The organism is Pseudomonas sp. 478 (assembly GCF_003254125.1).
GTDB lineage: Bacteria > Pseudomonadota > Gammaproteobacteria > Pseudomonadales > Pseudomonadaceae > Aquipseudomonas.
Genome location: NZ_QKZG01000005.1, coordinates 1 through 22,673 on the forward strand (window position 1 = coordinate 1; position 22,673 = coordinate 22,673).

A 22,673-nucleotide genomic window follows, 5' to 3' on the forward strand; every position below is an offset into this window, starting at 1 on the left:
GATGGCGCGGGTACATTGACCTATGCCTTGGGCATGACGGCCGGCCCTTCGGGACTGACCGACACGGCCACCGGCGAGGCGGTGAACCTGTCGCTTAACGGCGGTGTAGTCGAAGGCCGTACGGCCACCACCAACCTGCTGGTGTTCACGGTCAGCGTCGCCGCCAACGGTGACGTTACCCTTGATCAGCTGCGCGCCGTGGTGCATCCCGATGCCACCAATCCCGATGATGCGACGACGCTGTCGGCGGACAACCTGGTGACGCTGATAGGGACCGCAACCGACAAGGACGGCGACAGAGCCCAGGCGACCCTCAACATCGGCCAGAACCTGGTGTTCGAGGACGACGGCCCATCACTTGCATTCGGCAACCTGATCGGCACCGGTAGCGTCCTGCCGCAATTCGGCTTCTGGGACCATTCGGCGGGCGCCGACGGGCTGGGTGCGGCCGGTCTGGATATTTCGGTGGATAGCCAGTTCACCCTCGTCAGACCAGACAACACGACCACCACCGGGACCGCCACGCTCACCGAGCAGTCGCCCTCACCGGACGGCAGTGGCGCGTACCACTTCGCAGGGACGTTGACCGGCGATTTCGACAACAACGCCGCAACGGCGGATACCAGCGTCGACTACACGTTGACCGCCTTTGCCAATGGCAGCTATGCACTGGATCTGGTGCAGGGCTTCAGTTCAGAGATCGTGCTCAGCACTGCCGACGGCGCACTCGGTGCTGGCGGTCCGGATCCAGTGCGCACATTGTTAATTCCAGAGCAGGATCCGCCGACTATTCCTTCGCCATCTGAGGAGGTTGTGTTCTTTTCCGCGAAAGCAACTGCGTCGACTTCGGACATCCTGACCGGTATCGGGCTTGGAGCACCTGACCCCACCGAAGCCACGCTACAGACCAACCCCCTGCCCTCGTATATCGACCCGAGGGCCATGAACGTCAGCACGTCCGGCATCGGCGTCGCCAATAACCTGTTCCAGGGAGACAACCTGGCGGCAATCGGCGCTGCCGATGAAAGTTTCGTCGTCAATCCGGAGAGCTTGCTGACGGGCATGAGGGTCTTCATCGACAACTCCGTGGGAGGTTACAACACGGCGACCGAGGACCTGTACTACAGGGCCTTCTACGAGGATGGCACGTTCTCGAACCTCATCGAAGTGAATACCCTGACTCCGGAGGCAGGCGGACAGGTATCCTTCCTCATTGAGAGCGATGGCACGAATCTGATCGATGCTGTTCAGCTCACGATGGCCCGAGGCGAGATCAAGATCCCGACGATCCAGTTCATCCACGAGACCGAGAGCCTGGCCAGCGATGTCCAGCTGACGTTCAACGCGACGCTGACGGACAAGGATGGGGACTCGGCGACGAGCACGTTCGACGCCAATCTGTTCGCCAACGACTTGGCCGGCGCACAGTTCGACTTCACCCTGATTGGCACGGGCGGTGAGCGTGATGCCTTCAACGTCGATTTGTCAGTCGATGAGAACCAGTACCAGGTCACCGGCTTCGATGCGAACGCAAACCTGCGAGACGCCTTGGTGCTCAATGGCGACCAGAGCGCGGTTGTCCAATCGATCGACAACACCGGCGCAGACAGCATCGTGACGGTTGCCGAAACGGGCGGACAAGTCACGACCATCACCTTGGTCGGGGTCGATCTTCTGAGTAGCGACATTGTTTACGGCAGCGTCTGAGAAACGCGCGTAAAAGAATGCGAGGGTGGTGCAAACCAGCCTCGCATTCTTTTGTCAGATCCAATATTAGATCCGCATGCTCGCATCGACCCCGGCCACCTGCGGCAGACGCTCCCAAGGGTGTCAGATCGTCTTGTTCCGACGTGAAACCAAATCCAGTTCCACCCACGTGGACTCGGGTAGTTTTTCGTTGTTGGTGAGCCCGTGCTTCAGCGCATACATCAGCAAATCGATGCGGTTGATCAGATTAAGCTTTTGATAGATGTTGCTGAGGTGGTTGTGCACGGTGTGTTCACTGATGCCCAGACGCCCGGCGATGCTCATGTATTTGGCGGACGGATCCCCGACAATGGCGCGAATCAATTCCCTCTCGCGTAGCGTTAGCCGCGCCTGTTTTGCCTGCTCCAGATTGCATTTAAAGTGAATATTCCCGGCCGCGGAATAGCCGGAAAGCCCACCGGCCCAGGCCCTATCCTGTCCGGTGTCGCGGTGGTGGACCGTGATGATGGCCTGGATGATCGATTCCGTCGGGTCTTCCGCCAGCACGATACCCCGTGCACCCGCCTCTATTGCCTGGGCAACGGGGACGGCTTCGTACAGGCCCTTGAGCACCAGCACTTTCATTTCGGCGTTGCGGGTGAGTCCCGCCACGACCTCCAGTGGGTTCAGCGCATCTGGAAAGAAACTGAAAAAAATCACATTGGGACGCAACTGATCGGCAAGATCCAGCGCATTGGTATAGGTGGTGGCCTGGCCGCTCACTTCCATCTGAGGCTTCCTGGCATTGATCAAATCTTGAAGGCCCATGAGAACGAGGGGACGACAATCGATCAGCATCACGCGTATTGGTTTTCTGTGGGTCGTCATTACTCCTGACTCCCTTGAAGAATTAACTCTGACCTCCCTCCCTTGGCCTACATGGATCAGCAGCTCCCTCACCTGGCCACCGTGATCGAAGGACAGATGCGAGCGCCGACAGGCCTAATGGTGCCCACCCGGCTATTCATCCCTAGGGGACACTTCCACTGGCTTCACCGGCAGGAGTCGCGGACGTTTCCAAAAGCCGGGCAAAGCCATCGAGGCAACATAAATAGGAATAATCATCAATAGCTTGCGCATGATTGATGTGCTCCCTCGAACCGCTGAACTGAGTCTAGGCCAGCCCAGCGTGCTGCCAGCCCGCCTATCCACCAGTCGTCGACTCAGGCCTCGTGCGGGAAGCCCGGCCGATGTCCCCAAGGGGTGTTCTCCCCCTAAGAAATCAAGGTGTTAAGCCCGCCCCCGGCGAGCGGCAACCAAACCTGATTCCGATCAAAATCGTCAATTAACCGACGAATGGTGTAGAGGCAAAAACAGAATAAACTCTGACGTCAATTTATCGGCGAAACTCGCTACGCCGAACCATGGAAATGCTCCCAATCTGGATCTCGCCGCGATTTTTTCCTTGCGGTGCGTTCGGGTAACCGCATGACTTCGGTACTCGAGTTTTTTGCGACAACGCCACGGCAACCACCACTGAACTGCTGGAGGTTATGGCTCAAATTGGCGTCAGTGGGATGTGAGGGTTTGACTGGAGCTGCCGGGACTCAACCAGGCATTAACGCTTTCGACACCCTCGGCAGGCGGCTTTCCCGCCCAGCGATTGAGGGTAAGGACATTAGTGACGAACTCGTATTGCGTCTTGAGCAAGTCACGACGCGCCCGGAATTCGTTGCGTACGCTGGTCAGTACATCGACGGCATTGACCATTCCGTAATCGAGCGCTTTCTCTGCGGCCACTCTGGACAGCTGTGCCGAGGCCAGGGCATTGCGGCTCGCACTGATCTTTTCTCCGCTCGAATTGGCGGTCAGGTAAGCGCTAGTGATCTCCTTGACCACCCGGCGCCGGATCGCTTCCAGTTCCTGCTCGGCGGTAATCTGATCCTGGTAGAGCCCACGGACCCGTGCCGAGGTCGAACCACCGCTGTACAGCGGCACCTGAACGCCTATACCGGCGACATAGCTGTCGGTGCGCGGCGCCAGGGTATTGTTGTAGCCCTCGTTGGTCTGCTGCGCGCTCAGCGTAAGGCTCAGGGTCGGATAGTGCCCGCCCTTGCCGCTACGCAACGCAGCGCCCGCGGCTTCCACACCGCTTTCGTTGGCCTTGAGCGCCGGGTTTAGCGCTATACCCTCGCGCACCCAGGTTTCCAGGCTCTGCGCTGAAACCCGCAGTTGCACGTCATCGCGAATCCGGTTGAGCTTCTCCTTGACCGGCCGGCCGACGATCTCTGCCAGTGCCTCGCGACTGATACTGGCCTGGTTCTGGGCATCCAGCTCCTGTGCCGCCAGCAAATCTACCCGGGCCTTGAGGTCGAGCTGATCAGTAATCATTGCCAGCTGCTTTTCGTACAACGCATTGACTCGGTCCAGACTCTTTTGCGTGGTTCGACGCTCCGCCTTCACCAACTCCAGTTCATCTTCGGCCGCCAACGCGGTGAAGTAACGCTGCGCCAAGTCCACTGTGGCCTCGGCCTGGGCGTCCAGCGCTTGCGATTCGGACTGCTTGGCCAGGCTTTTGAATTTTTGGTAGTTCTCCCACGCGGTCTTGTTGTAAAGGTACTGACGCAGCACCAGGCTGTAGTTTTCGCTATCGTAACTGCGCTGCACCAGGTCGCTCTCCTGATGAATCCGATTCGTCCCGGCGTTGAGCGATACCTGCGGGAACAGCGCCCCCATAGCCTCGCGCTGATGTTCCTTGCCCGCCTGCGCTTGCGCATAGGAGGCCAATACCCGCGGATCTTCCAGTCGTGACTCACGATACAACTGCATGAGGTCGGTGGAAAACGTCGAGGCGCTGACCCCGGTCGGCGTTGCCGCAGTGGTTTGCGCCAGGGCGGCCCCCGCTCCAAGGATGAACGCACCGCCCAGCAAAACTGCCGATGCGTTCATGGTCATTCCTCGATCAACGATTGAGACATGGCATCGCGAGCCGGCTGCATCAAGTACTGCAACAACGTGCGTTGCCCGGTGATGATCAATACGTCCGCCGGCATCCCCGGCAACAACTTGCGCTCACCCAAGGTACGCGCACCGTTCTCGGTTACCCGGACCCGCGCCAGGTAATAGGCCGTCCCGGTCTTTTCGTTGGTCAGGCGGTCAGCCGATACGCTGCTGACCTCGCCTTCGATCACCGGCGTGGTCGAGCTTTTGAACGCGCCGAAACGGATATCGGCCCGCTTGCCGATGCCGATACGATCAATATCCACAGGCGCCACCTGGGCCTCTATGACCAGCTCGGAAACCGATGGAACGATATCCAGCAGCGGCGTTGCCGGGCTCACGACACCACCAATGGTGTGCACGGTCATGCCAATCACCATGCCCGCGTCGGGTGCGCGGATGACGATACGGCTGAGCCGGTCTTCCAGGGACGAGGTTTTCTCTTGCAGGTCGTACATCCGGGTCTGAACCTCGGCCAGCTCCTTGACCACCTCGGTATTGAAATCCTTGTCGATTTGCAGAATCTGCAGCTGTGTTTCGTTGATCTGCAGACGAGTCTTGTTTATAGCGGAACGGTGGTCAGCCACCTCCGACCTGAGCATCCCCAGCTTGCGTTCCTGCTCGAGCAGACGTTGTTTGTCAACGAACCCTTGTTTGAGCAGGTCGGTCAATTCAACGATTTCACCGCTATAGGATTTCTCCAGTTGGACCTTGGCAGCAATCATCGACTCCAGTCCCTTGATCTGTTGACTCAACTGGCCAACGCGCTCGCGCAACACCGAAATCTGACCCAGCCGCGAGCCCTGCCGGGCGTTGAACACCTGGGTCTCACCCTGGCGCGCCTCCACTCCTCGCAGGCTGGCGGGATCGGTTATCTCGCCAAAGCTGATGGCCGACTGTGTGTCGCGCTCGGCCCTGAGTCTTGCCTCCATGGCTCTGGTCGCGGCGAGTTGGCCTCGGGTCATCTCGTATTCGAAGCGCAACTGGGCGTCATCAAGAATGATCAGCGGATCACCACGCTTGACGATGTCACCGTCATGGACCAGTACCGTTTTGACGATGCCCCCTTCAGGATGCTGGACCGTTTTGCGGTAAGTCTGCACGGTGACTACCCCCGGCGCGTAAGCGGCACCGTCGAGGGGCGCGAGCGCCGCCCAAGTGCCAAACAGGCCGAAGGTCACCCCTACAATACCAATGCCCAGGCGGCGTGCTTTACGATCAGATATCGGCAGGCCGGCGAAGCTTTCAATTTGACGACTGGGCATCGTAGGGTTCATCGGCATCGCCCTTGCTGGTTTTGACCGAAGCCATGGTGGCGCCTGCCGACATGGCTAGCTTTTGTGCCTGCTGTTTCTGCGCGAGTTCGGCGAGCACTTGCTCGCGTGGCCCATAGAGACTGATAACCCCTGCGTTCATCACCATGAGTCGGTCAAGTTGCGACACGATGTTGGTTCGGTGGGTAATGACAAACAGGGTCGCGCCGGTCTGCTTGAGCTGCTGGATGGCTGCCACCAGGGCGCGATCACCGACTTCGTCAAGATTGGAATTGGGCTCGTCGAGAATAATCAGCCGCGGGGTGCCATACAGGGCACGGGCCAGTCCGATGCGCTGGCGCTGCCCTCCCGACAGCATAAGGCCCTCGCTGCCAATGACGGTGTCGTAGCCATCGGGCAACTGCAAAATCATTTCGTGAACGCCAGCGGTCCTGGCAGCCTGAATGACTTGCGCCGAGTCGACCTCGGCGAAGCGGGCAATGTTCTCGCTGATGCTGCCTTCGAACAGTTCAATGTCCTGGGGCAAGTAACCTATATGCGGCCCAAGTTCATGTTTGTCCCACGCACTGATGTCCGCGCCATCGAGCCGGACCACGCCATGCTGCGGCACCCATACCCCCATCAGTGCCCTGGCCAGGGTGGACTTGCCTGCGGCACTGGGACCGATGATGCCGACAACGCAGCCGGCAGGTACGCTGAAACTTATGTTGTTGATGATCGGCGTTTTCGAGCCAGGTGCCGCGATGACCAGACTCTCTACCTGTACATGTCCCTGAGGCGCAGGCAATGACATACGCTCGGGCTGAGCCTGTTGTTTGTCGAGGATGTCGTTGAGACGGCGGTATTGCGAGCGGGCCGCAATAAAGCCCCTCCAACTGCCGATGATCAGATCGATGGGAGCCAATGCGCGGCCTAGCAGCACGGACCCGGCAAACACCAAGCCTGCCCCCACCTGATGATCCACGGCCAAGTACGCCCCCAGACCAAGGATCAGTGACTGCACCAGGATCCGGAAAGTCCTGGAAAGCGTGCTGATCACGGCACCTCTATCGCTCGCCTGGGCCTGCAGCAACAGGACATTTCTTTGACGATGTCCCCAACGGTCCATGAGGGTTTCAAGCATGCCCATGGACTCGATGACTTCAGCGTTGCGCAGGTTTTTGGTGGTATAGAGCGTCGCGCCAATATGTTCCTTGTTAGCCTGGGCCAGTGTCGGCCCCGTCAGCCTCTCATTGATAAACGCGAGCAATAACAGCAACAGCGCACTGCCCGTCGCTACCCAACCAAACCAGGGATGAAACATGAACATCACAGCGATATAGATAGGCAACCATGGCGCATCGAAAAAGGCGAACAATCCAGGACCGGAGAGAAACTGCCTCAAGCCAGTCAAGTCGTTGAGCGACTGGGCCGAAGCATCCATGCCGCCACTGTCCAGAGCCCGTTTGAAGCTGGCCTTATAGACTTGGCGACTCAGCAACACATCCAGCCGGGTACTGACCCGAACCATAATGCGCGAACGAACCCATTCCAAGGAGCCGAGCGTGACCACCAAGCCGGTCATGATCAGCGTCAGCATTGCCAGGGTCGTCAGACTTCCGCTGGTTATAACTCGCCCATACACTTGAAGCATATAGAAGGTAGGCACGAGCATTAGCGCGTTGATGAAAAGGCTGAAAAAGCCAACAGAAATAAAGCTCTCTCTACAGGCTTTCAACGCATTTTTCAGGCTGTTTTCAGGTGTGCTTCGCATTGAAACCCCTGCTCGAGAAGCCATCCATTGTGGAGCTTAGATCATGCCGAACCACTACGTACGGCAATCGGGCGGATCGCCTCAGGCAACGAGTATTGCCCCTGCAACAACCTGACGGTAAAGAACGCGCAAGATACCGGCGACATCGAGGCCGGGATGGATTTCAGTGTTTCCCGCCGAAACGAAAAAAGGACCCGAAGGTCCTGATTTCAATGATTTACAGAATTCAATGGAGCTCTGTAGATCCATAGCTGGAGCGGGAAACGAGACTCACCTGTATTTCGCGAGCCTCAAGCGTTTCAGCTCCACGGACGATCTCCATTTTCGTCCTTGATGCGGGTCGGCAGGCCCATCATATCCAGCGCCTTGAGGAACGGCTCAGCCGCAAGCTCCTCGACGTTGGCCATGCGCTGCACGTCCCATTCGCCACGGGCGACCAGCAAGGCTGCGGCCACGGGCGGCACGCCTGCGGTATAGGAAATGCCCTGGCTGTCAGTTTCCGCGTAAGCGTCTTCATGATCAGCCACGTTGTAGATGAACACTTCGCGCGGCTGGCCATCCTTGGTGCCCTTGACCAGGTCGCCGATGCAGGTCTTGCCGGTGTAGCCGGGCGCCAGCGAGCTCGGATCAGGCAGCACGGCCTTGACCACTTTCAGCGGCACGACTTCCAGGCCCTCGGCGGTTTTGACCGGTTGCTCGGAGAGCAGTCCAAGGTTCCTGAGTACGGTGAACACATTGATGTAGTGCTCGCCGAAGCTCATCCAGAAACGCACGTTGGGCACGTCGAGGTTCTTCGACAGCGAGTGCACTTCATCGTGGCCGGTCAGGTACAGGTTCTGCGCGCCTACGACCGGCAGGTCGTCGGTGCGTTTGACTTCGAACATCGTGTTGCTGGTCCACTGGCTGTTCTGCCAGCTCCACACTTGTCCGGTGAATTCGCGGAAGTTGATTTCCGGGTCGAAATTGGTGGCGAAATACTTGCCATGGGAACCGGCATTGACGTCGAGAATGTCGATCGAATCAATGCGGTCGAAATACTGTTGTTGCGCCAGTGCTGCATAGGCGTTGACCACACCCGGGTCGAAGCCCACGCCGAGAATGGCGGTAATGTTCTTCTCTTTGCACTCTTCGAGGTGGTTCCACTCGTAGTTGCCATACCAGGGCGGCGTCTCGCAGACTTTGCCCGGCTCTTCGTGAATGGCAGTGTCCAGATAGGCCACGCCGGTATCGATGCAGGCGCGCAGCACCGACATGTTGAGGAACGCGGAACCGACGTTGATGACGATCTGCGATCCGGTTTCGCGGATCAGCGCCTTGGTCGCTTCGACATCCAGGGCGTTCAGCGAGAAGGCCTGGATGTCGGCAGGCACTTTGAGGCTGCCCTTGGCCTTGACGCTGTCGATGATGGCCTGGCACTTGGAGATGTTGCGCGACGCGATAGCAATACGACCGAGTTCATCGTTGTGCTGCGCGCACTTGTGGGCCACCACCTTGGCGACACCTCCTGCACCAATGATAAGCACGTTCTTCTTCAATTTTTCTCTCTCTCCTTCTCTGCCAGCTTACGAAAGGCTGGACATGTAGTCGTTGTAACCAAACTCACGAACCACCTCGACTGTACCGTCGAGTTGTTTCACTACGATGGACGGCATTTTCAGGCCGTTGAACCAGTTCTTCTTGACCATGGTGTAACCCGCTGCGTCGATGAACGACAGCCGATCCCCGATAGCCAGCGGACGATCAAATTGATATTCACCGAAAATGTCTCCGGCCAGGCAGGATTTGCCGCACACCATGTACGTGTGCTCACCCTCGCTAGGCGCCAGCTTGGCATTCAGGCGATAGATCAGCAGATCGAGCATGTGCGCTTCGATGGAGCTGTCCACAACCGCCAGGTGCTTGCCGTTGTAGAGGGTGTCGAGCACGGTGACTTCCAGCGACGCGCTCTGCGTGATGGCCGCTTCGCCCGGTTCGAGGTAGACCTGCACGCCGTATTTTTGCGAGAAGGCCTTGAGGCGCGCGCAGAACTCGTCCAGCGCGTAGCCTTCACCCGTGAAATGGATACCGCCACCGAGGCTGACCCACTCGACCTTGTGCAGCAAGTCGCCGAAACGTTCTTCGATGGTGCACAGCATCTGGTCGAACAGGCCGAAATCACCGTTCTCGCAGTTGTTGTGGAACATGAAACCAGAGATCTGCTCGATGACCTGTTCGATCTTCACCGGGTCCCACTCGCCCAGACGGCTGAACGGCCGCGCAGGGTCGGCCAGCAAATAATCCGAGCTGCTCACCTGCGGATTGACCCGCAGACCGCGCACCTTGCCTGCTGAAGCCTCAGTGTAGCGCTGCAACTGACCGATGGAGTTGAAGATGATCTTGTCGCAGTTTTCGAGCATCTCCTCGATCTCGTCGTCGGCCCAGGCCACGCTATAGGCATGGGTCTCGCCTGCGAACTTCTGTCGACCGAGCTTGAGCTCGTAAAGCGACGACGACGTGGTGCCGTCCATGTATTGCTGCATCAGGTCGAACACCGACCAGGTGGCGAAGCACTTGAGTGCCAGCAGGGCCTTGGCCCCGGACTGTTCGCGCACGTAGGCGATCTTCTGCATGTTCGCCAGCAGCTTTTGTTTATCGATGAGGTAGTACGGCGTTTTGATCATTTCGAGGCGCCTCCGGCAAGGCCAGCCAAAAAAGGATGCGCATTGTGCCTTCACTGGCTACATATCGAAAGAGCAGGAAGCGCTCTGCACGTGAAACGCGGCTCAATTTAAGTCCCAGGCTTCAAACAAGCCTGAGTGACGGCCTTTGTCCCTGGGCCCCGTCACATCGCCGCGCTACTGATCCGGCTACAGATTCGCTACTATGTTTGACCGTTAGCTTTACCGTCAGCTTTGCGCTTAGCGCGCCTTCCAGTCCCGCAACCATTGCAAACCGGCAGACGTGTTGCCACGCGGCCGATATTCGCACCCTACCCAGCCGTCATAACCCAACTGGTCGATCAACTCGAACAGATAGGGATAGTTGACCTCTCCCAGGTCCGGTTCATGCCGGTCCGGCACGCCAGCGATCTGGATATGGCCGATGCCTTCGATGTCCCGACGCAGTTTGGTGGCCAGGTCGCCCTCGACGATTTGGCAGTGATAACAGTCGAACTGAACCTTCAGGTTACTGGCGCCTACTTCCTTGCAGATGGCCTGGGCCTGGTCCTGGCGGTTGAGGAAAAACCCCGGCATGTCTCGTGTATTGATCGGCTCGAGCAATACCATGACACCTGCCTTCGCCGCTTGGGCGGTGGCGTAGGCGAGGTTTTCCAGATAAATGGCGTGATGCCGTGCGCGATCACGCTCGGACGGTAGCAGGCCGGCCATGACATGGATGCGCGAGTTGCCCAGCACGCCGGCGTACTCCAGGGCGCGATCGAAACCGCTACGAAATTCACTCTCACGGCCCGGCAACGACACCGTGCCCCGCTCGCCCGCCGCCCAATCACCGGGCGGCGCGTTGAACAGAGCCTGCGCCAGGCCGTTGTCGCTCAAGCGTTGCTTGAGTTCTTCAGCGCTGTAGTCGTAGGGGAACAGATACTCCACCGCTTCGAAACCATCGGCGGCCGCAGCGGCGAAGCGATCCAGAAACGCATGTTCCGGGTAGAGCATGCTGAGGTTGGCAGCGAAACGAGGCATGGTAGTTCCTATGGATGGCTTTTTTTGTAGGAGCCGAGCTTGCTAGCGATAGCGATCTCAAGGACGCCATCGCCGGCAAGCCGTGCTCCTACAGGTCGAGTTCGTTAAACAAACGGCCAGATCAGCAGGGTAATACAGAAACCCGCCATGTGATTCGCCGTGAGATCGAGGGTCACAATCAGCGGGCTGATGATGCCGGCGGTGGTCACCAGCGCCGAGAGCTGCTACAGAGCCGAACGCAGGCTTCGCCAGCGGCTACAAGGCATGGGTTTCTGCGCCCGGCGGTGTGGCAAGTTCTGAGCACTGACTTACACTGCGATACACCCAATGCGAACGAATGAATGTTCAACAGATCGATAGGTTCCATGGCGATCCGGGGATCACGTAATGATCTGGGTGAAGCCAACATGAAAACGGTCACGAGCCTTTTCTCCTGTTTGCTCGCTGCCAGCGTTTGCGCGGCGACGAGCACCTGCGCAAATGCTGCATCGTTCAAGACCAGCTTCGACTGCGCCACGGCAAGGGCCGCCGTCGAAAAACTGATCTGTCGCGACTCGCAACTGGCGCAGATGGACATCGAATTGACGCGCCTTTATCGCCTGGCGCTCACGGATCAACGGTCAGTACCGCGGCCAGACAAAGTCTTGATCGACCAGCAGTTCTGGATCGACTCCCGTAATCAGTGTGCGTCCACGTCCGAGCCCAAGGCGTGCACGATCCGAAGTTATGCCGAGCGCGCGTACCAGCTCCGCCAAGGTTCAGCCATTGTGAGAACCAAGGATCCAGACAGGCTCACCGAAGGCCCGTTGGCGTTTCGTTGTACCGGGTTTAACGCGCTAATTTCCGCCACCTTCTTTAATACGCAGCCAGGTGTCGTGTACCTGAAATGGGCGAACACCTCGATCACCCTGAACCAGGTGCCGAGTGATTCGGGAACCCATTACACCGGCAAGGATTCCCTGGGGAACTACCGCTTCTGGCAAGACGGCAACGCGGTAATTTTCCAGAGGCCAGGTTCAGGGGCGATGAGTTGTACAGCCGAGCCGGTCAGCTGATTTTTTGGCGCAAGTCCGAAATCAAGCTCCGCTATTCCAATATTTCAGCCGCAACACTTTTGTAACGTGGCGAGGGGATTTATCCCCGTTCGGCTGCGAAGCAGTCGTAAAACCTGAACGCACGATCTATCTGATGCACTGCGTTGTCTGAATTCACGACTGCTTCGCAGCCGAACGGGGATAAATCCCCTCGCCACAACGGCAGGCATCAGGCACAGCACCACCCCTCTCTCACGTACTCGGCGATTTATGCCACGGATAGCCTTTCGCGCTGAGTTCAAAGGCGTATTCGAACAAGCGCTTCATGTACTCGCCATCAAATCTGTGATTGCGGGAAATATCAAAGTCAGTGCCGATGTACGCCAGATTGAAGTCCGCGCCATCCTGCTGTGCAATTCGGTAAATTCGATCCAGATCGCTGATCCCCTGAGTCTGGATCAATGCGCTGATGGCGCGACCGCCGATGCTCAAGGTGCGGCGCTTGGTTCCGGACCACTGCAGCTCCAGTTTGCCGTTGCGAATGACATAGAAATGCCGTTCATCACGCATACGCGCCCCGGTCACGCGGTTCAGCGCCATCACGGTGCCAGGTGGGTAAAGGAACACCTGCGTCAGGACGCCTCCGTCCACGTGCATTTCCTGAAACTGTTGACCGTCTACCTCCACATCGATCATGACGGGTGAAACGGCGCCGGGAATACTCATCGATGCGATCATGATGTTGCGAAACAGGTCGAGCGCGCCGGGTGCCTGGCTGGAGGCAATAGCGCCCATGTTCCAGGTGACCGGGCGTCCTGAATCAAGGTCGGTGGTGCCGATCATCAGCAGACGTCCTTTGGCGTATTCCGCCGCGATCGCCGCAAGCACCTCGGCGGTGACGTGCTGTGCAATCAGCCGCGACAGTGGCTTGCTGTGCGCCATACCATCACTGGCAAGACGGGTCAGCATATTGCGCGGATGGAAAATGTCTTTTGGACCGACTGCATTGCAGATACCCAGAATGACACCGTCGTACTGGGGCCCCAGGTAGGCAAACGGGGCGACCAGGGCGCCAGCGCTAATGCCGGTGACGACTTTGAACACGGGACGAGACCCATGCAGGGTCCATCCCGCAATGATGCCCCCCGCGAAGGTGCCGGCATCGCCGCCCCCCGAAACGGCCAACATGCTGGCCAGCGGCAGGGTGTCGTTGGGCATCCCTGCGCTGGCGAGTGCCTCGGCTTCTCGAAGGTTGGCCTGACTCACATCCCGAATGAACGGCGTCAGGTCCTGGTCCAGCCAGTAGCGGGCATCCGGAATGCCAGGGATGAGCGCTTTTTCGGTTAACGTTGGCGGCACCGCATCCCGGCGTTGCAGGCACGCTTGACGCAACATGTTCAGCGTTGAGGCGCTAGGTCTGAGCAGGAATGTTTTCAAAACGCCGCCTCCGGCCCCTGCAATCGACAAAGAACGCGCTCAATGTAACGGCAAGACGCCTTGCCGAACACGCACGCTCCCCACACCCATGACTACGTTCTCAATCTGGCGCCGGTCTTCTGAAGACCAGCAGTTTGCCGGTGGCTCGCTGCACGACCTTGTCGTTTTGATTGAGTGTTTCCATGAACAGGGTCACCACGCCCCGATCTGGTTTGGAGCTGGATGGTTCGATGGCCTGCACGGTGCATTGCAGGCGCAACAGATCGTCCGGGTAGGTCGGCGTCGGCCAGCTTAACTCGATACTCAGGCCGATGATCCCGTCTGCCAACGGCACGCTTTCCACCAGCAGCTTCATGGTCAGGGCAGCGGTGTTCCAGCCGCTGGCCGCCAGACCACGGAACAGGCTCAGCTCGGCGGCTTCAGGATCGAGGTGAAACGGTTGCGGGTCGAACTCCTGAGCGAAGGCCAGCATCGACGCTCGATGGACACGCAGGCTGTCGCTTTCGAACTGCTGACCCAGGCTCAGGTCATCGAGGTAGAGTTTTTCCCAGGAATGGATGGTCATGATTCAACCTCTTCAGGCGTAGCTGATGTCGCTGAGCTCGCGAAAGAGTTCCCAGGGCGCTGATCGCTCGGTAGATGATGATTTTGTGCAGTCATGGTGGCAGCCCTGCTCGTCAGGGCGAGTGGCCTGAACACCTTTTATGCTAGCGCAAGCCCGGGCAGTCATAACGTCGGCGGGACGTCCGGTCTGTTCTACGGCTGATCCTCCACCCATTGCCAGAACAACTGATAGCCGACCGCAAGCACCACCGGGCCGATGAACAGACCGAGGATACCGCTGGTGACCATGCCGCCCAAGGCTCCGATCAGCACCACCGGCATAGGCACATCGACACCGCGCCCCAGCAGCAAAGGCTTGAGTACGTTATCCACCAGGCCGGCAACGAACACATAGATGGCAAAAACAATGCTCGCCGTACTGGCCCCTTCGGTGGCGAACACATACACAATCACGGGCACTGTAATCAGCGTCGCCGGTAATTGCATGATGCCGAGCAGCAGCACCGCCAAGGCAAGCAGCCCGGCGCCGGGAACGCCCTTGACCACGAAACCGAGGCCGACCAGCAGCATCTGGATGAAGGCGATGCCGACGACCCCCAGCGCCACCGCACGAATCGTAGCGGTACACAGTTCGGCAATTTTCGGTCCTTTGCCCGGACCGCTGATGCGGGACGCGATCTGTATCGCACTGCGCGTGCCGCTCTCGCCATAAGCCATGAAAATGCCGGCGATGATCAACGCACAGATAAAGGTGAGGAACCCCATGCCGACGCCGGCGAGTTTGCCCAGAAAGCCGATGCTGAATTGCTTGATCTGCGGCAGGTACTTCGCTGTCAACTCGGGAAGATCGGTTGAGGCCTGCAGCCATATGGCAGAGATAGGCTTGCCCACTAAAGGCCAGGCAGCAACTGAATCGACGGGCGGCGGAATATGGAAGTTGCCGTCCTTGACGATGGTCCTGGCCTGATCGATCGAATCAACCAGGGAGGTGCCCAGCAGATAGACGGGCACCATGAGAACAACGATGGAGAAAAGCACGATCAGCGTCGCAATGAGCCCGTCTTTGTGGCCCAGCGGCCCCCGGAGCCGCTGTTGCAGCGGGTAAAGGGTGATCGCCATAATCAGCGACCACAGCATGAGGTCGCGGAACGGGCTGAAGATCTGAAAGCAGAACAGCACCAGTACGGTAATCAACCCCGCACGGATCAAAACATCGAGCAGATTGCGTGTGAACGCCTTCTCGGAGCTGGATGTGGGCACCATTGCTGCCTCCTTGCAGATCGCTGCAGAGGGATGGGATCGGTAAGCCCAGCATAGACGCCAAATGAAAAACGCGAGCAATCACCGCAGCTTCAGCGGATGAACCAGTTCAGCGGCGATGGCCATGCCCACCAGGTCCGGCAAGGTATTGGCCTGCATGCGTTTCATCACCCGCGAGCGATAAAGGTCGACGGTTTTTGCGCTCACGCCCAGTTGTTCAGCGATTTCACGGGTGGTGTAACCCTGGACCAGCGGCAGCAAGACATCGCGCTCCCGTGGGGTCAGTGTCAGCAAGCGTGCCTGCAAGGCTTCGTGACCCTGATTGCCCGAGCGGTTTGCTGCGCAGTTACTGAGCGCCTGTTGCACGCTGTCCAGCAGTAATTGCTCGTTGTAGGGCTTCTCGATGAAGTCATGGGCGCCCGCCTTAAAGGCGCGAACCACGATCGGCACGTCCGCGTGCCCGCTGACGAAAATGATCGGCAGGTTCAGCTCACGTGCACGCATTTCTTCCTGCACGTTCAAACCGCCCATGCCGGGCATGCGAACATCGAGCAGCACGCAGGCATCGAGCGTGGCATCACAGGCATTGAGAAACTCCACGCCACTGGTAAACGGCAAGGCCTTGAGGCCGACCGACTCCAATAACCAGACCGTTGAATCGAGCATGCCTTGATCGTCGTCGACCACATACACCACGTGCTCCGTCACACCTGCCATTACGTTATTCCTGTTGTTGTTTTGTTGGGCCGGCCAGCGGCAAGCGGCAGCACATCAGCAGCCCGACAGGTTGGCGTCGGGCCTGCAATTCGCCACCGAAACCTTCGATGATGCTGCGGCTCATGGACAAGCCAAGTCCCAGGCCATCGGCCTTGCTGGTATAGAACGGGGTAAATATCTGCTCCAGTTCCGGCTCGCTGACGCCCGGTCCCTGGTCTTGCACACTGATTTCCACGGTTGCACCACCCCCCTGCCCCGCGGCCATCACGATCAGCGAAGGCTGCCCCGGATGTTGTTCGCGGTTGGCATCGATGGCATTGCGCAACAGATTGAGCAGGACCTGCTCCAGCAGCACCCGGTCGGCATAAATCGGCGGCAGATTATCCGGCAGGCGATCCTCGATTGTCACTTGGCAATTGCTCGCTTCCCAGGCACATAAACGCACGGCCTCGCGGGCGACGTCGGTGAAATTCAGGGCCTGCATCCGGCGTTGTCCCTTGCGCAGAAACGCACGCAAACGTCTGATCACTTCTGAAGCATGCGTGGCGTGATGGGTAATGCGTTCCAGCCCTTGCGCCACTCGGGCGGCGGCCTGGGGATTGGAATCCAGGGTCTGTAAATAGCGCTGGCTGGCATTGGCGTAATTGACCACCGCCGCCAGCGGCTGGTTGATTTCGTGAGCGATGCCCGAGGCCAATTCACCCAAAGTGACCAACCGGGCGGTGTGGGCCAGTTCGTCCTGATGACGGCGCTGTTGCACCTCACGCAATTCACGCTCGGTCATGTCCCGCGCCACCAACGAGTAATAGCGTTCGCCACCGGCCGAACGGTGCGCCAGCAGCACCAGCGACACCGGCACTGAAGTGCCGCCACCCGGCGGCTGCAATCGCGCATCGGTGCTCCAGACACCGTCGCGTTCGGCGCTGCTCCAACCATCACGCTGCAGACGTGCCAGGTCGCTACTGGCGAACAATTGCGCCAGGGTCGGCATCGGTTGTTGCTCGTCGATCCCGAGGATGCGCCGCGCCGCCGGGTTGAGGTAAGTGACTTGCCCCTCGGGGTCGATGAACAACACCGGATCGGTGTTGGCCTCGACGACCTCCGCCAGGCGCCGCTTGTTCTCCTCGGCGTGGACCCGGGCGGTGATGTCCCGGGACACGCTGACCACTTCCACCACCGTCCCGGTGTAGGTTTCACGAATCGCCCGGCTCGCGGTTTCGAACCACAGGTAATGCCCGTCACGATGGCGAATGCGATAGGTCATCGTGTGATAACCGTCCTGCTCCAGGGCATCTCGCGCACGCTGCATCAGGCTGGCCAGGCCCTGACCATGGAACAAGCGCTGGGCCATTTGCCCGCGCAACTCTTCCGGCCAGTAGCCGAGCAATGTCCAGGACGCGGGCGAGGCATCCAGAAAGCGCCCGTCCGGAGTGTGTCGGGAAATAAGGTCGGTGGTGTTCTCGATGATCAGCCGGTACAACCGGCGTGCCGTGGCCGCTTCACGCTCGGCCAGCACTTGTGCCGTGGCATCGCGGCAACGGGCGAGTACACGGTTGTCCTGGGGATCGGGGATAAACGTCCAGATCAGGATCTGCGCTTCGAACTGGGCTTCGACCCCTTCGATGGCGCGTTGCTGGTCGAGGCAGGCACGGACTAGCACCCGGTGATTGACCGGCAGAAAACCCAGCACATCAGTCAGCGGCTTTTCGGCGAGCAATGCCAACAGCGCGGCATTGAATTCCAGCGGTCGGCCTTGCGCATCGAGCAGCAGACTCGGCTGTGGATCGTGACCCAACAGCGGCGAGCCGCGCAGCATACCGTTGACGCTGCTGAGCAAGGTCGTCAGCAAGTCCTGCACCCAACCCAGCCAATCAAGACTCACGCCCTCGCACACTTCCACCAGCAACAGCCCCGGCTGCCCCGGTTGCAAGGCCAGATCAAACACCTGGCCATGGCTGATAGCGGCCCGGCGCAGTCGCCCGGCCAACCAGCAATCGAGTTGACGCACTTGCGCCAGGTCCAGCCGCCCCGCCTCGACCAGCCGATCAAACAGGCGCTGATCGCTGGCCACCGAAGGGTCGCCCAAGCCCGGTGGAAAATGCTGGGCGGCGCCCTCGTGGCTGTAAATCCGCGCATTGGCTTGCCAACTCAGATAAACCGCCCGGCGCACCTCGGGGCAATCCTGCAGCGCACGGCACAACGCATCGGCCCGGGCGGCCAGCGACACGCCCTCGCGCTGCAGGCGCAACCAGCTGTGCAATCGAACGGGGGTCAGGGTCATCACAGGTCCGCTTCGTTGGGGAAGCCAAGGATATACCGGCCTTGACGGTGTGACTGTATTGATTTAGATCCGCAAGAATCAAATATAGTACATATCCTATATGACGTAGGTTGTACTTCCATATCGGAGGCTGAATGTTATATAAAGCAAGCCGGACATAAAAGGTGCCCTCGGCGGCGACGCTGCCAGGACATCTATAGAGCTAACAATCAGCCACCGAGTACCCGTACATGTCGATCTATGAACAAGGGCTAGGCCCTGCGGCTGTCAATCATATTGCCTTGTCTCCGCTCAGCTTCATCGAGCGCACCGCCAGCGTTTATCCGGACTACCCTGCCGTCATCCATGGCTCTATTCGCCGCACCTGGGCGCAGACCTACACCCGCTGCCGCCGTCTGGCTTCGGCGCTGGCCGGTCGCGGGATCGGCAAGAACGACACGGTGGCGGTAATGCTGCCCAACATTCCCGAGATGCTTGAAGTGCACTTCGGCGTGCCGATGATCGGCGCGGTGCTCAACCCGCTCAACGTGCGCCTGGATGCCGAAGCCATCGCCTTCATGCTGCAGCATGGCGAAGCCAAGGTGCTGATTACCGACCGCGAGTTCCATGATGTGATTCACGCGGCGATCGGCATGCTGGATCACCCGCCACTGGTGATCGACGTCAATGATCCGGAATACGGTGAAGGCCAGGCGGTCAGCGATCTGGACTATGAAGCGCTGTTGGCCGAAGGCGATCCGGCCTTTGCCTGGCAGTGGCCGGCGGACGAATGGCAAGCCATCTCGCTGAACTACACCTCAGGCACCACCGGCAACCCCAAAGGCGTGGTTTACCACCATCGCGGTGCTTACCTGAACTCGTTGGGCAACCAGATGACCTGGGCCATGGGCAACCATCCGGTCTACCTCTGGACCCTGCCGATGTTCCATTGCAACGGTTGGTGCTACCCGTGGATCATCACCGCCATGGCCGGTGTGCATGTGTTCCTGCGCCGTGTCGATCCACAGAAAATCCTCACGCTGATCCGCGAGCATCAGGTCACCCATCTGTGCGCCGCGCCGATTGTGCTCAATGCTTTGGTCAACATGCCGGAATCGGCGAAAGCGGCGATCGATCATCCGGTCAACGCCATGGTCGCCGGCGCCGCACCGCCGGCCAAAGTGATCGGTGCCGTGGAAGAAATGGGCATCAAGGTCACCCACGTCTATGGCCTGACCGAAACCTATGGCCCGGTGACGCTCTGCGCCTGGCATGCCGAGTGGGACGAGTTGCCGCTGGACGAACGAGCGCAAATCAAATCCCGTCAGGGCGTGCGCTACCCGACGCTCGAAGGCGTGATGGTCGGTGACTCGAAGACGCTGGAGCCGACCCCGCGAGACGGTCAGACCATCGGTGAGATCTTCATGCGCGGCAACACCGTGATGAAGGGCTACCTGAAGAACCCGACCGCCACAGCCGAAGCGTTCGAAGGCGGCTGGTTCCACACCGGCGACCTGGCGGTGTGTCATCCCAACGGTTACGTCGAGATCAAGGACCGACTCAAGGACATCATCATTTCCGGCGGCGAGAACATTTCCACCATCGAACTGGAAGGCGTGCTCTATCGCCATCCTGCCGTCATGGAAGCGGCCGTCGTCGCCCGTCCCGATGAGAAGTGGGGCGAAACACCCTGTGCGTTTGTCACGTTGAAAGCTGATCACCAGGACGTTCGCGAGGCCGACATCATCAGTTTCTGCCGCGAACACCTGGCCGGCTTCAAAGTCCCGCGCACGGTGATTTTCACCCTGCTGCCGAAAACTTCCACCGGCAAGATCCAGAAGTACGTTCTGCGCGACAGGGCTAAAGCGCTCTAACCCGAACCAACGTTGTACCCGTCAAGCGGCAGGTGCCTATACCTGCCGTTTCGGGCTCGTGCACGCCGAATTCGGCGCTGCCCTGCCCCCACACACTGATAACAAAAACAATGTGGAGCCACCCATGATCGACATCCATTCAACCGATACCCAACGCTGTGAGCGCATTCGGGCCAACCCGAAATTCCTACAATTGGTGAGCAGCCGTTCGCGCCTGGCCTGGTCGCTGAGTGCTGCGGTACTGGGTACTTACTACGCGTTCATGCTGGTGGTGGCGTTTGCCCCGCAGTGGCTGCATGCGCCGCTCGCCGAACATCGGATGTTGACCCTGGGCATGCCGGTCGGCGCGGCGATCATCATTTTTTCCTGGCTACTGACCGGTTGGTACGTCTACAGCGCCAACACCCGCTTCGATGCACTGGGCGCCGCCATTCTCGAGGAGAGCAAGTCATGAACCTGCTGCGTAAACTTCTCCTCGCCGCTGCCGGGCTGTTGCCGGCCTCCGTTGTACTGGCTGCGCCCGCGCTGGGTGCGGTGGAAAAACAACCGCTCAACCTGCATGCGATCGGCATGTTCTTCGTCTTCGTGCTGGGCACGTTGGCCATCACCTGGTGGGCCGCGCGGCAAACCAAATCCACGTCGGACTTCTACACCGCGGGCGGTGGCATCACCGGGTTCCAGAACGGTCTGGCCATTGCCGGTGACTACATGTCCGCGGCCACGCTGCTGGGGTTGTCCAGCCTGGTGTTCGCCAAGGGCTACGACGGCTTCATCTATACCATCGGCTTCTTCGTCGGCTGGCCGATCATCACCTTCCTGATGGCTGAGCGCTTGCGTAACCTGGGGCGCTACACCTTTGCCGACATCGTGTCTTATCGACTGGACCAGAACAAAGTGCGGATCTTCGCTGCGTTTGGTTCGCTGACGGTGGTGTGCTGCTACCTGATCGTGCAGATGGTCGGTGCCGGTCAGTTGATCAAGTTGCTGTTCGGTCTCGACTACCCGGTAGCCGTGGTGATCGTCGGCGCGCTGATGTTGGTGTATGTGATCTTCGGCGGCATGATCGCCACCACTTGGGTGCAGATCATCAAGGCTGTATTGCTGCTGGCTGGCGGCACGACCCTGGCGTTCATGGCCATGTCGCAATTCGGCTTCAGCTACGAAACCCTGGCCACCAAAGCCGTCGAGGCTCACGCCAGCGGCTGGAACATTATGGGCCCAGGCTCGATGCTCGCCGACCCGATCAACACCGCCTCGATGTCGCTGGGCCTGGTGTTCGGGATTGCTGGTCTGCCGCACATCCTGATGCGTTTCTTCACCGTGCCTAACGCCAAGGAAGCGCGTAAGTCGGTGTTCTACGCCACAGGCTTCATTGGTTTCTTCTTTCTGGTTGTCTGCACCCTGGGCTTTGCCGCGATGGTGATCATCGGCACCGACCCGCAGTACTACGTCAATGGTGAAGTCGGCGGCGCCTTGATTGGTGGCGGCAACATGGTCGCCATGCACCTGGCCAAAGCGGTCGGTGGCAACCTGTTCTTCGGTTTCCTCTCGGCCGTAGCCTTCGCCACCATTCTGGCGGTGGTCTCCGGGCTGGCCCTGGCCGGGGCTTCGGCGATTTCCCATGACCTCTACGCCACGGTGTTCAAGAAAGGCAAAGCCGGCCAGAAACAGGAAATGCGCGTGACCCGCATGGCCACCGTGGGCCTGGGCATCATCGCGATTCTGCTGGGCATTCTGTTCGAGAAGATGAACGTCGCGTTCCTGGTGGGCCTGACCTTCGGCATCGCCGCGTCGACCAACTTCCCGGTGCTGATCATGGCGATGTACTGGAAAGGCTTGACCACCAAAGGCGCAATCATCGGCGGTTTCGCCGGCCTGATCTGCGCGTTGGTGCTGGTGATTCTCTCGCCAGCGGTCTGGGTCACCGTGCTCGGCCATGCTCACGCGATCTTCCCGTACGACCACCCGGCGCTGTTCTCCATGCCGCTGGCGTTCTTCGTGATCGTTGTGGTGTCGAAACTCGACCGCAGCGTGCGGGCCGACAAGGAACGTGACGCCTATGCCGACCAGTTCGTTCGCGCCCAGACCGGTCTCGGTGCTGCCAGCGCTTCCGCTCATTGATTGAAAAGGCACG

General features: G+C 59.3%; 17 protein-coding genes. 5 read left to right on the forward strand and 12 right to left on the reverse strand.

The features are described 5' to 3' along the window. The coding region (locus DFS28_RS11860; RefSeq protein WP_111449919.1) for a DUF5801 repeats-in-toxin domain-containing protein at window positions 1-1,707 on the forward strand (1,707 nt) is incomplete at its 5' end. Between the two features lie 123 nt (window positions 1,708-1,830). Here DFS28_RS11860 and DFS28_RS11865 read toward each other — a convergent pair. From DFS28_RS11865 to otnI, 7 genes are all read right to left on the reverse strand, one after another. Continuing rightward, entirely contained in the window at window positions 1,831-2,574 is a 744-nt protein-coding gene (locus DFS28_RS11865) for a response regulator transcription factor (RefSeq protein WP_111449920.1), read from the reverse strand. A gap of 681 nt (window positions 2,575-3,255) precedes the next feature. Continuing rightward, window positions 3,256-4,635: a TolC family outer membrane protein gene (locus DFS28_RS11870; RefSeq protein ID WP_111449921.1), complete on the reverse strand. Its 1,380-nt coding sequence runs from the start codon at window positions 4,633-4,635 to the stop codon at window positions 3,256-3,258. A 2-nt stretch (window positions 4,636-4,637) separates the two neighbouring features. Further along, the gene (locus DFS28_RS11875; RefSeq protein WP_111449922.1) at window positions 4,638-5,951 is read right to left on the reverse strand and encodes an HlyD family type I secretion periplasmic adaptor subunit; all 1,314 of its coding nucleotides are present in this window, start codon (window positions 5,949-5,951) and stop codon (window positions 4,638-4,640) included. Next, window positions 5,932-7,713, reverse strand: coding sequence for a type I secretion system permease/ATPase (locus tag DFS28_RS11880; RefSeq protein ID WP_111449923.1), 1,782 nt, complete (start codon window positions 7,711-7,713; stop codon window positions 5,932-5,934). Before DFS28_RS11880 ends, DFS28_RS11875 begins: the two co-directional genes overlap by 20 nt. A gap of 299 nt (window positions 7,714-8,012) precedes the next feature. After that, window positions 8,013-9,248 carry a saccharopine dehydrogenase family protein gene (locus DFS28_RS11885; protein WP_111449924.1) on the reverse strand — a complete coding sequence of 412 codons (1,236 nt, stop codon included), beginning with the start codon at window positions 9,246-9,248 and terminating at the stop codon, window positions 8,013-8,015. A 27-nt stretch (window positions 9,249-9,275) separates the two neighbouring features. Continuing rightward, window positions 9,276-10,373 (reverse strand): carboxynorspermidine decarboxylase, encoded by a 1,098-nt coding sequence (gene nspC, locus DFS28_RS11890; protein ID WP_008157394.1) that lies wholly within the window; start codon window positions 10,371-10,373, stop codon window positions 9,276-9,278. 237 nt (window positions 10,374-10,610) lie between these two features. Next, complete coding sequence (gene otnI, locus DFS28_RS11895; RefSeq protein WP_111449925.1) at window positions 10,611-11,393, reverse strand: 2-oxo-tetronate isomerase; 783 nt, start codon at window positions 11,391-11,393, stop codon at window positions 10,611-10,613. A gap of 407 nt (window positions 11,394-11,800) precedes the next feature. Between otnI and DFS28_RS11900 the strand changes: the two genes are divergently transcribed. Beyond that, on the forward strand, window positions 11,801-12,448 hold the full coding sequence (locus DFS28_RS11900) for an MliC family protein (RefSeq protein WP_111450238.1): 648 nt from the start codon (window positions 11,801-11,803) through the stop codon (window positions 12,446-12,448). A 231-nt stretch (window positions 12,449-12,679) separates the two neighbouring features. Here the strand turns inward: DFS28_RS11900 and DFS28_RS11905 are convergent, their stop codons facing one another. The 5 genes from DFS28_RS11905 to DFS28_RS11925 all read right to left on the reverse strand — a co-directional run bounded on the left by DFS28_RS11905 (window position 12,680) and on the right by DFS28_RS11925 (window position 18,686). Next, the gene (locus DFS28_RS11905; protein WP_111449926.1) at window positions 12,680-13,864 is read right to left on the reverse strand and encodes a patatin-like phospholipase family protein; all 1,185 of its coding nucleotides are present in this window, start codon (window positions 13,862-13,864) and stop codon (window positions 12,680-12,682) included. 100 nt (window positions 13,865-13,964) lie between these two features. Then, window positions 13,965-14,429: a MaoC family dehydratase gene (locus tag DFS28_RS11910; RefSeq protein ID WP_111449927.1), complete on the reverse strand. Its 465-nt coding sequence runs from the start codon at window positions 14,427-14,429 to the stop codon at window positions 13,965-13,967. 191 nt (window positions 14,430-14,620) lie between these two features. Then, window positions 14,621-15,691 carry an AI-2E family transporter gene (locus DFS28_RS11915; protein WP_111449928.1) on the reverse strand — a complete coding sequence of 357 codons (1,071 nt, stop codon included), beginning with the start codon at window positions 15,689-15,691 and terminating at the stop codon, window positions 14,621-14,623. Between the two features lie 78 nt (window positions 15,692-15,769). Continuing rightward, window positions 15,770-16,405, reverse strand: coding sequence for a response regulator transcription factor (locus DFS28_RS11920; protein WP_111449929.1), 636 nt, complete (start codon window positions 16,403-16,405; stop codon window positions 15,770-15,772). A 4-nt stretch (window positions 16,406-16,409) separates the two neighbouring features. Then, window positions 16,410-18,686, reverse strand: a complete 2,277-nt coding sequence (locus DFS28_RS11925; protein ID WP_111449930.1) for a PAS domain S-box protein — start codon at window positions 18,684-18,686, stop codon at window positions 16,410-16,412. A gap of 230 nt (window positions 18,687-18,916) precedes the next feature. Between DFS28_RS11925 and DFS28_RS11930 the strand changes: the two genes are divergently transcribed. The 3 genes from DFS28_RS11930 (at window position 18,917) to DFS28_RS11940 (ending at window position 22,660) form a co-directional block, all read left to right on the forward strand. Further along, window positions 18,917-20,539 carry an acyl-CoA synthetase gene (locus DFS28_RS11930; RefSeq protein ID WP_111449931.1) on the forward strand — a complete coding sequence of 541 codons (1,623 nt, stop codon included), beginning with the start codon at window positions 18,917-18,919 and terminating at the stop codon, window positions 20,537-20,539. A gap of 124 nt (window positions 20,540-20,663) precedes the next feature. Beyond that, the gene (locus DFS28_RS11935; protein WP_111449932.1) at window positions 20,664-20,993 is read left to right on the forward strand and encodes a DUF485 domain-containing protein; all 330 of its coding nucleotides are present in this window, start codon (window positions 20,664-20,666) and stop codon (window positions 20,991-20,993) included. Continuing rightward, entirely contained in the window at window positions 20,990-22,660 is a 1,671-nt protein-coding gene (locus DFS28_RS11940) for a cation acetate symporter (protein ID WP_111449933.1), read from the forward strand. Before DFS28_RS11935 ends, DFS28_RS11940 begins: the two co-directional genes overlap by 4 nt. The last annotated feature ends 13 nt before the right edge of the window (window positions 22,661-22,673 follow it).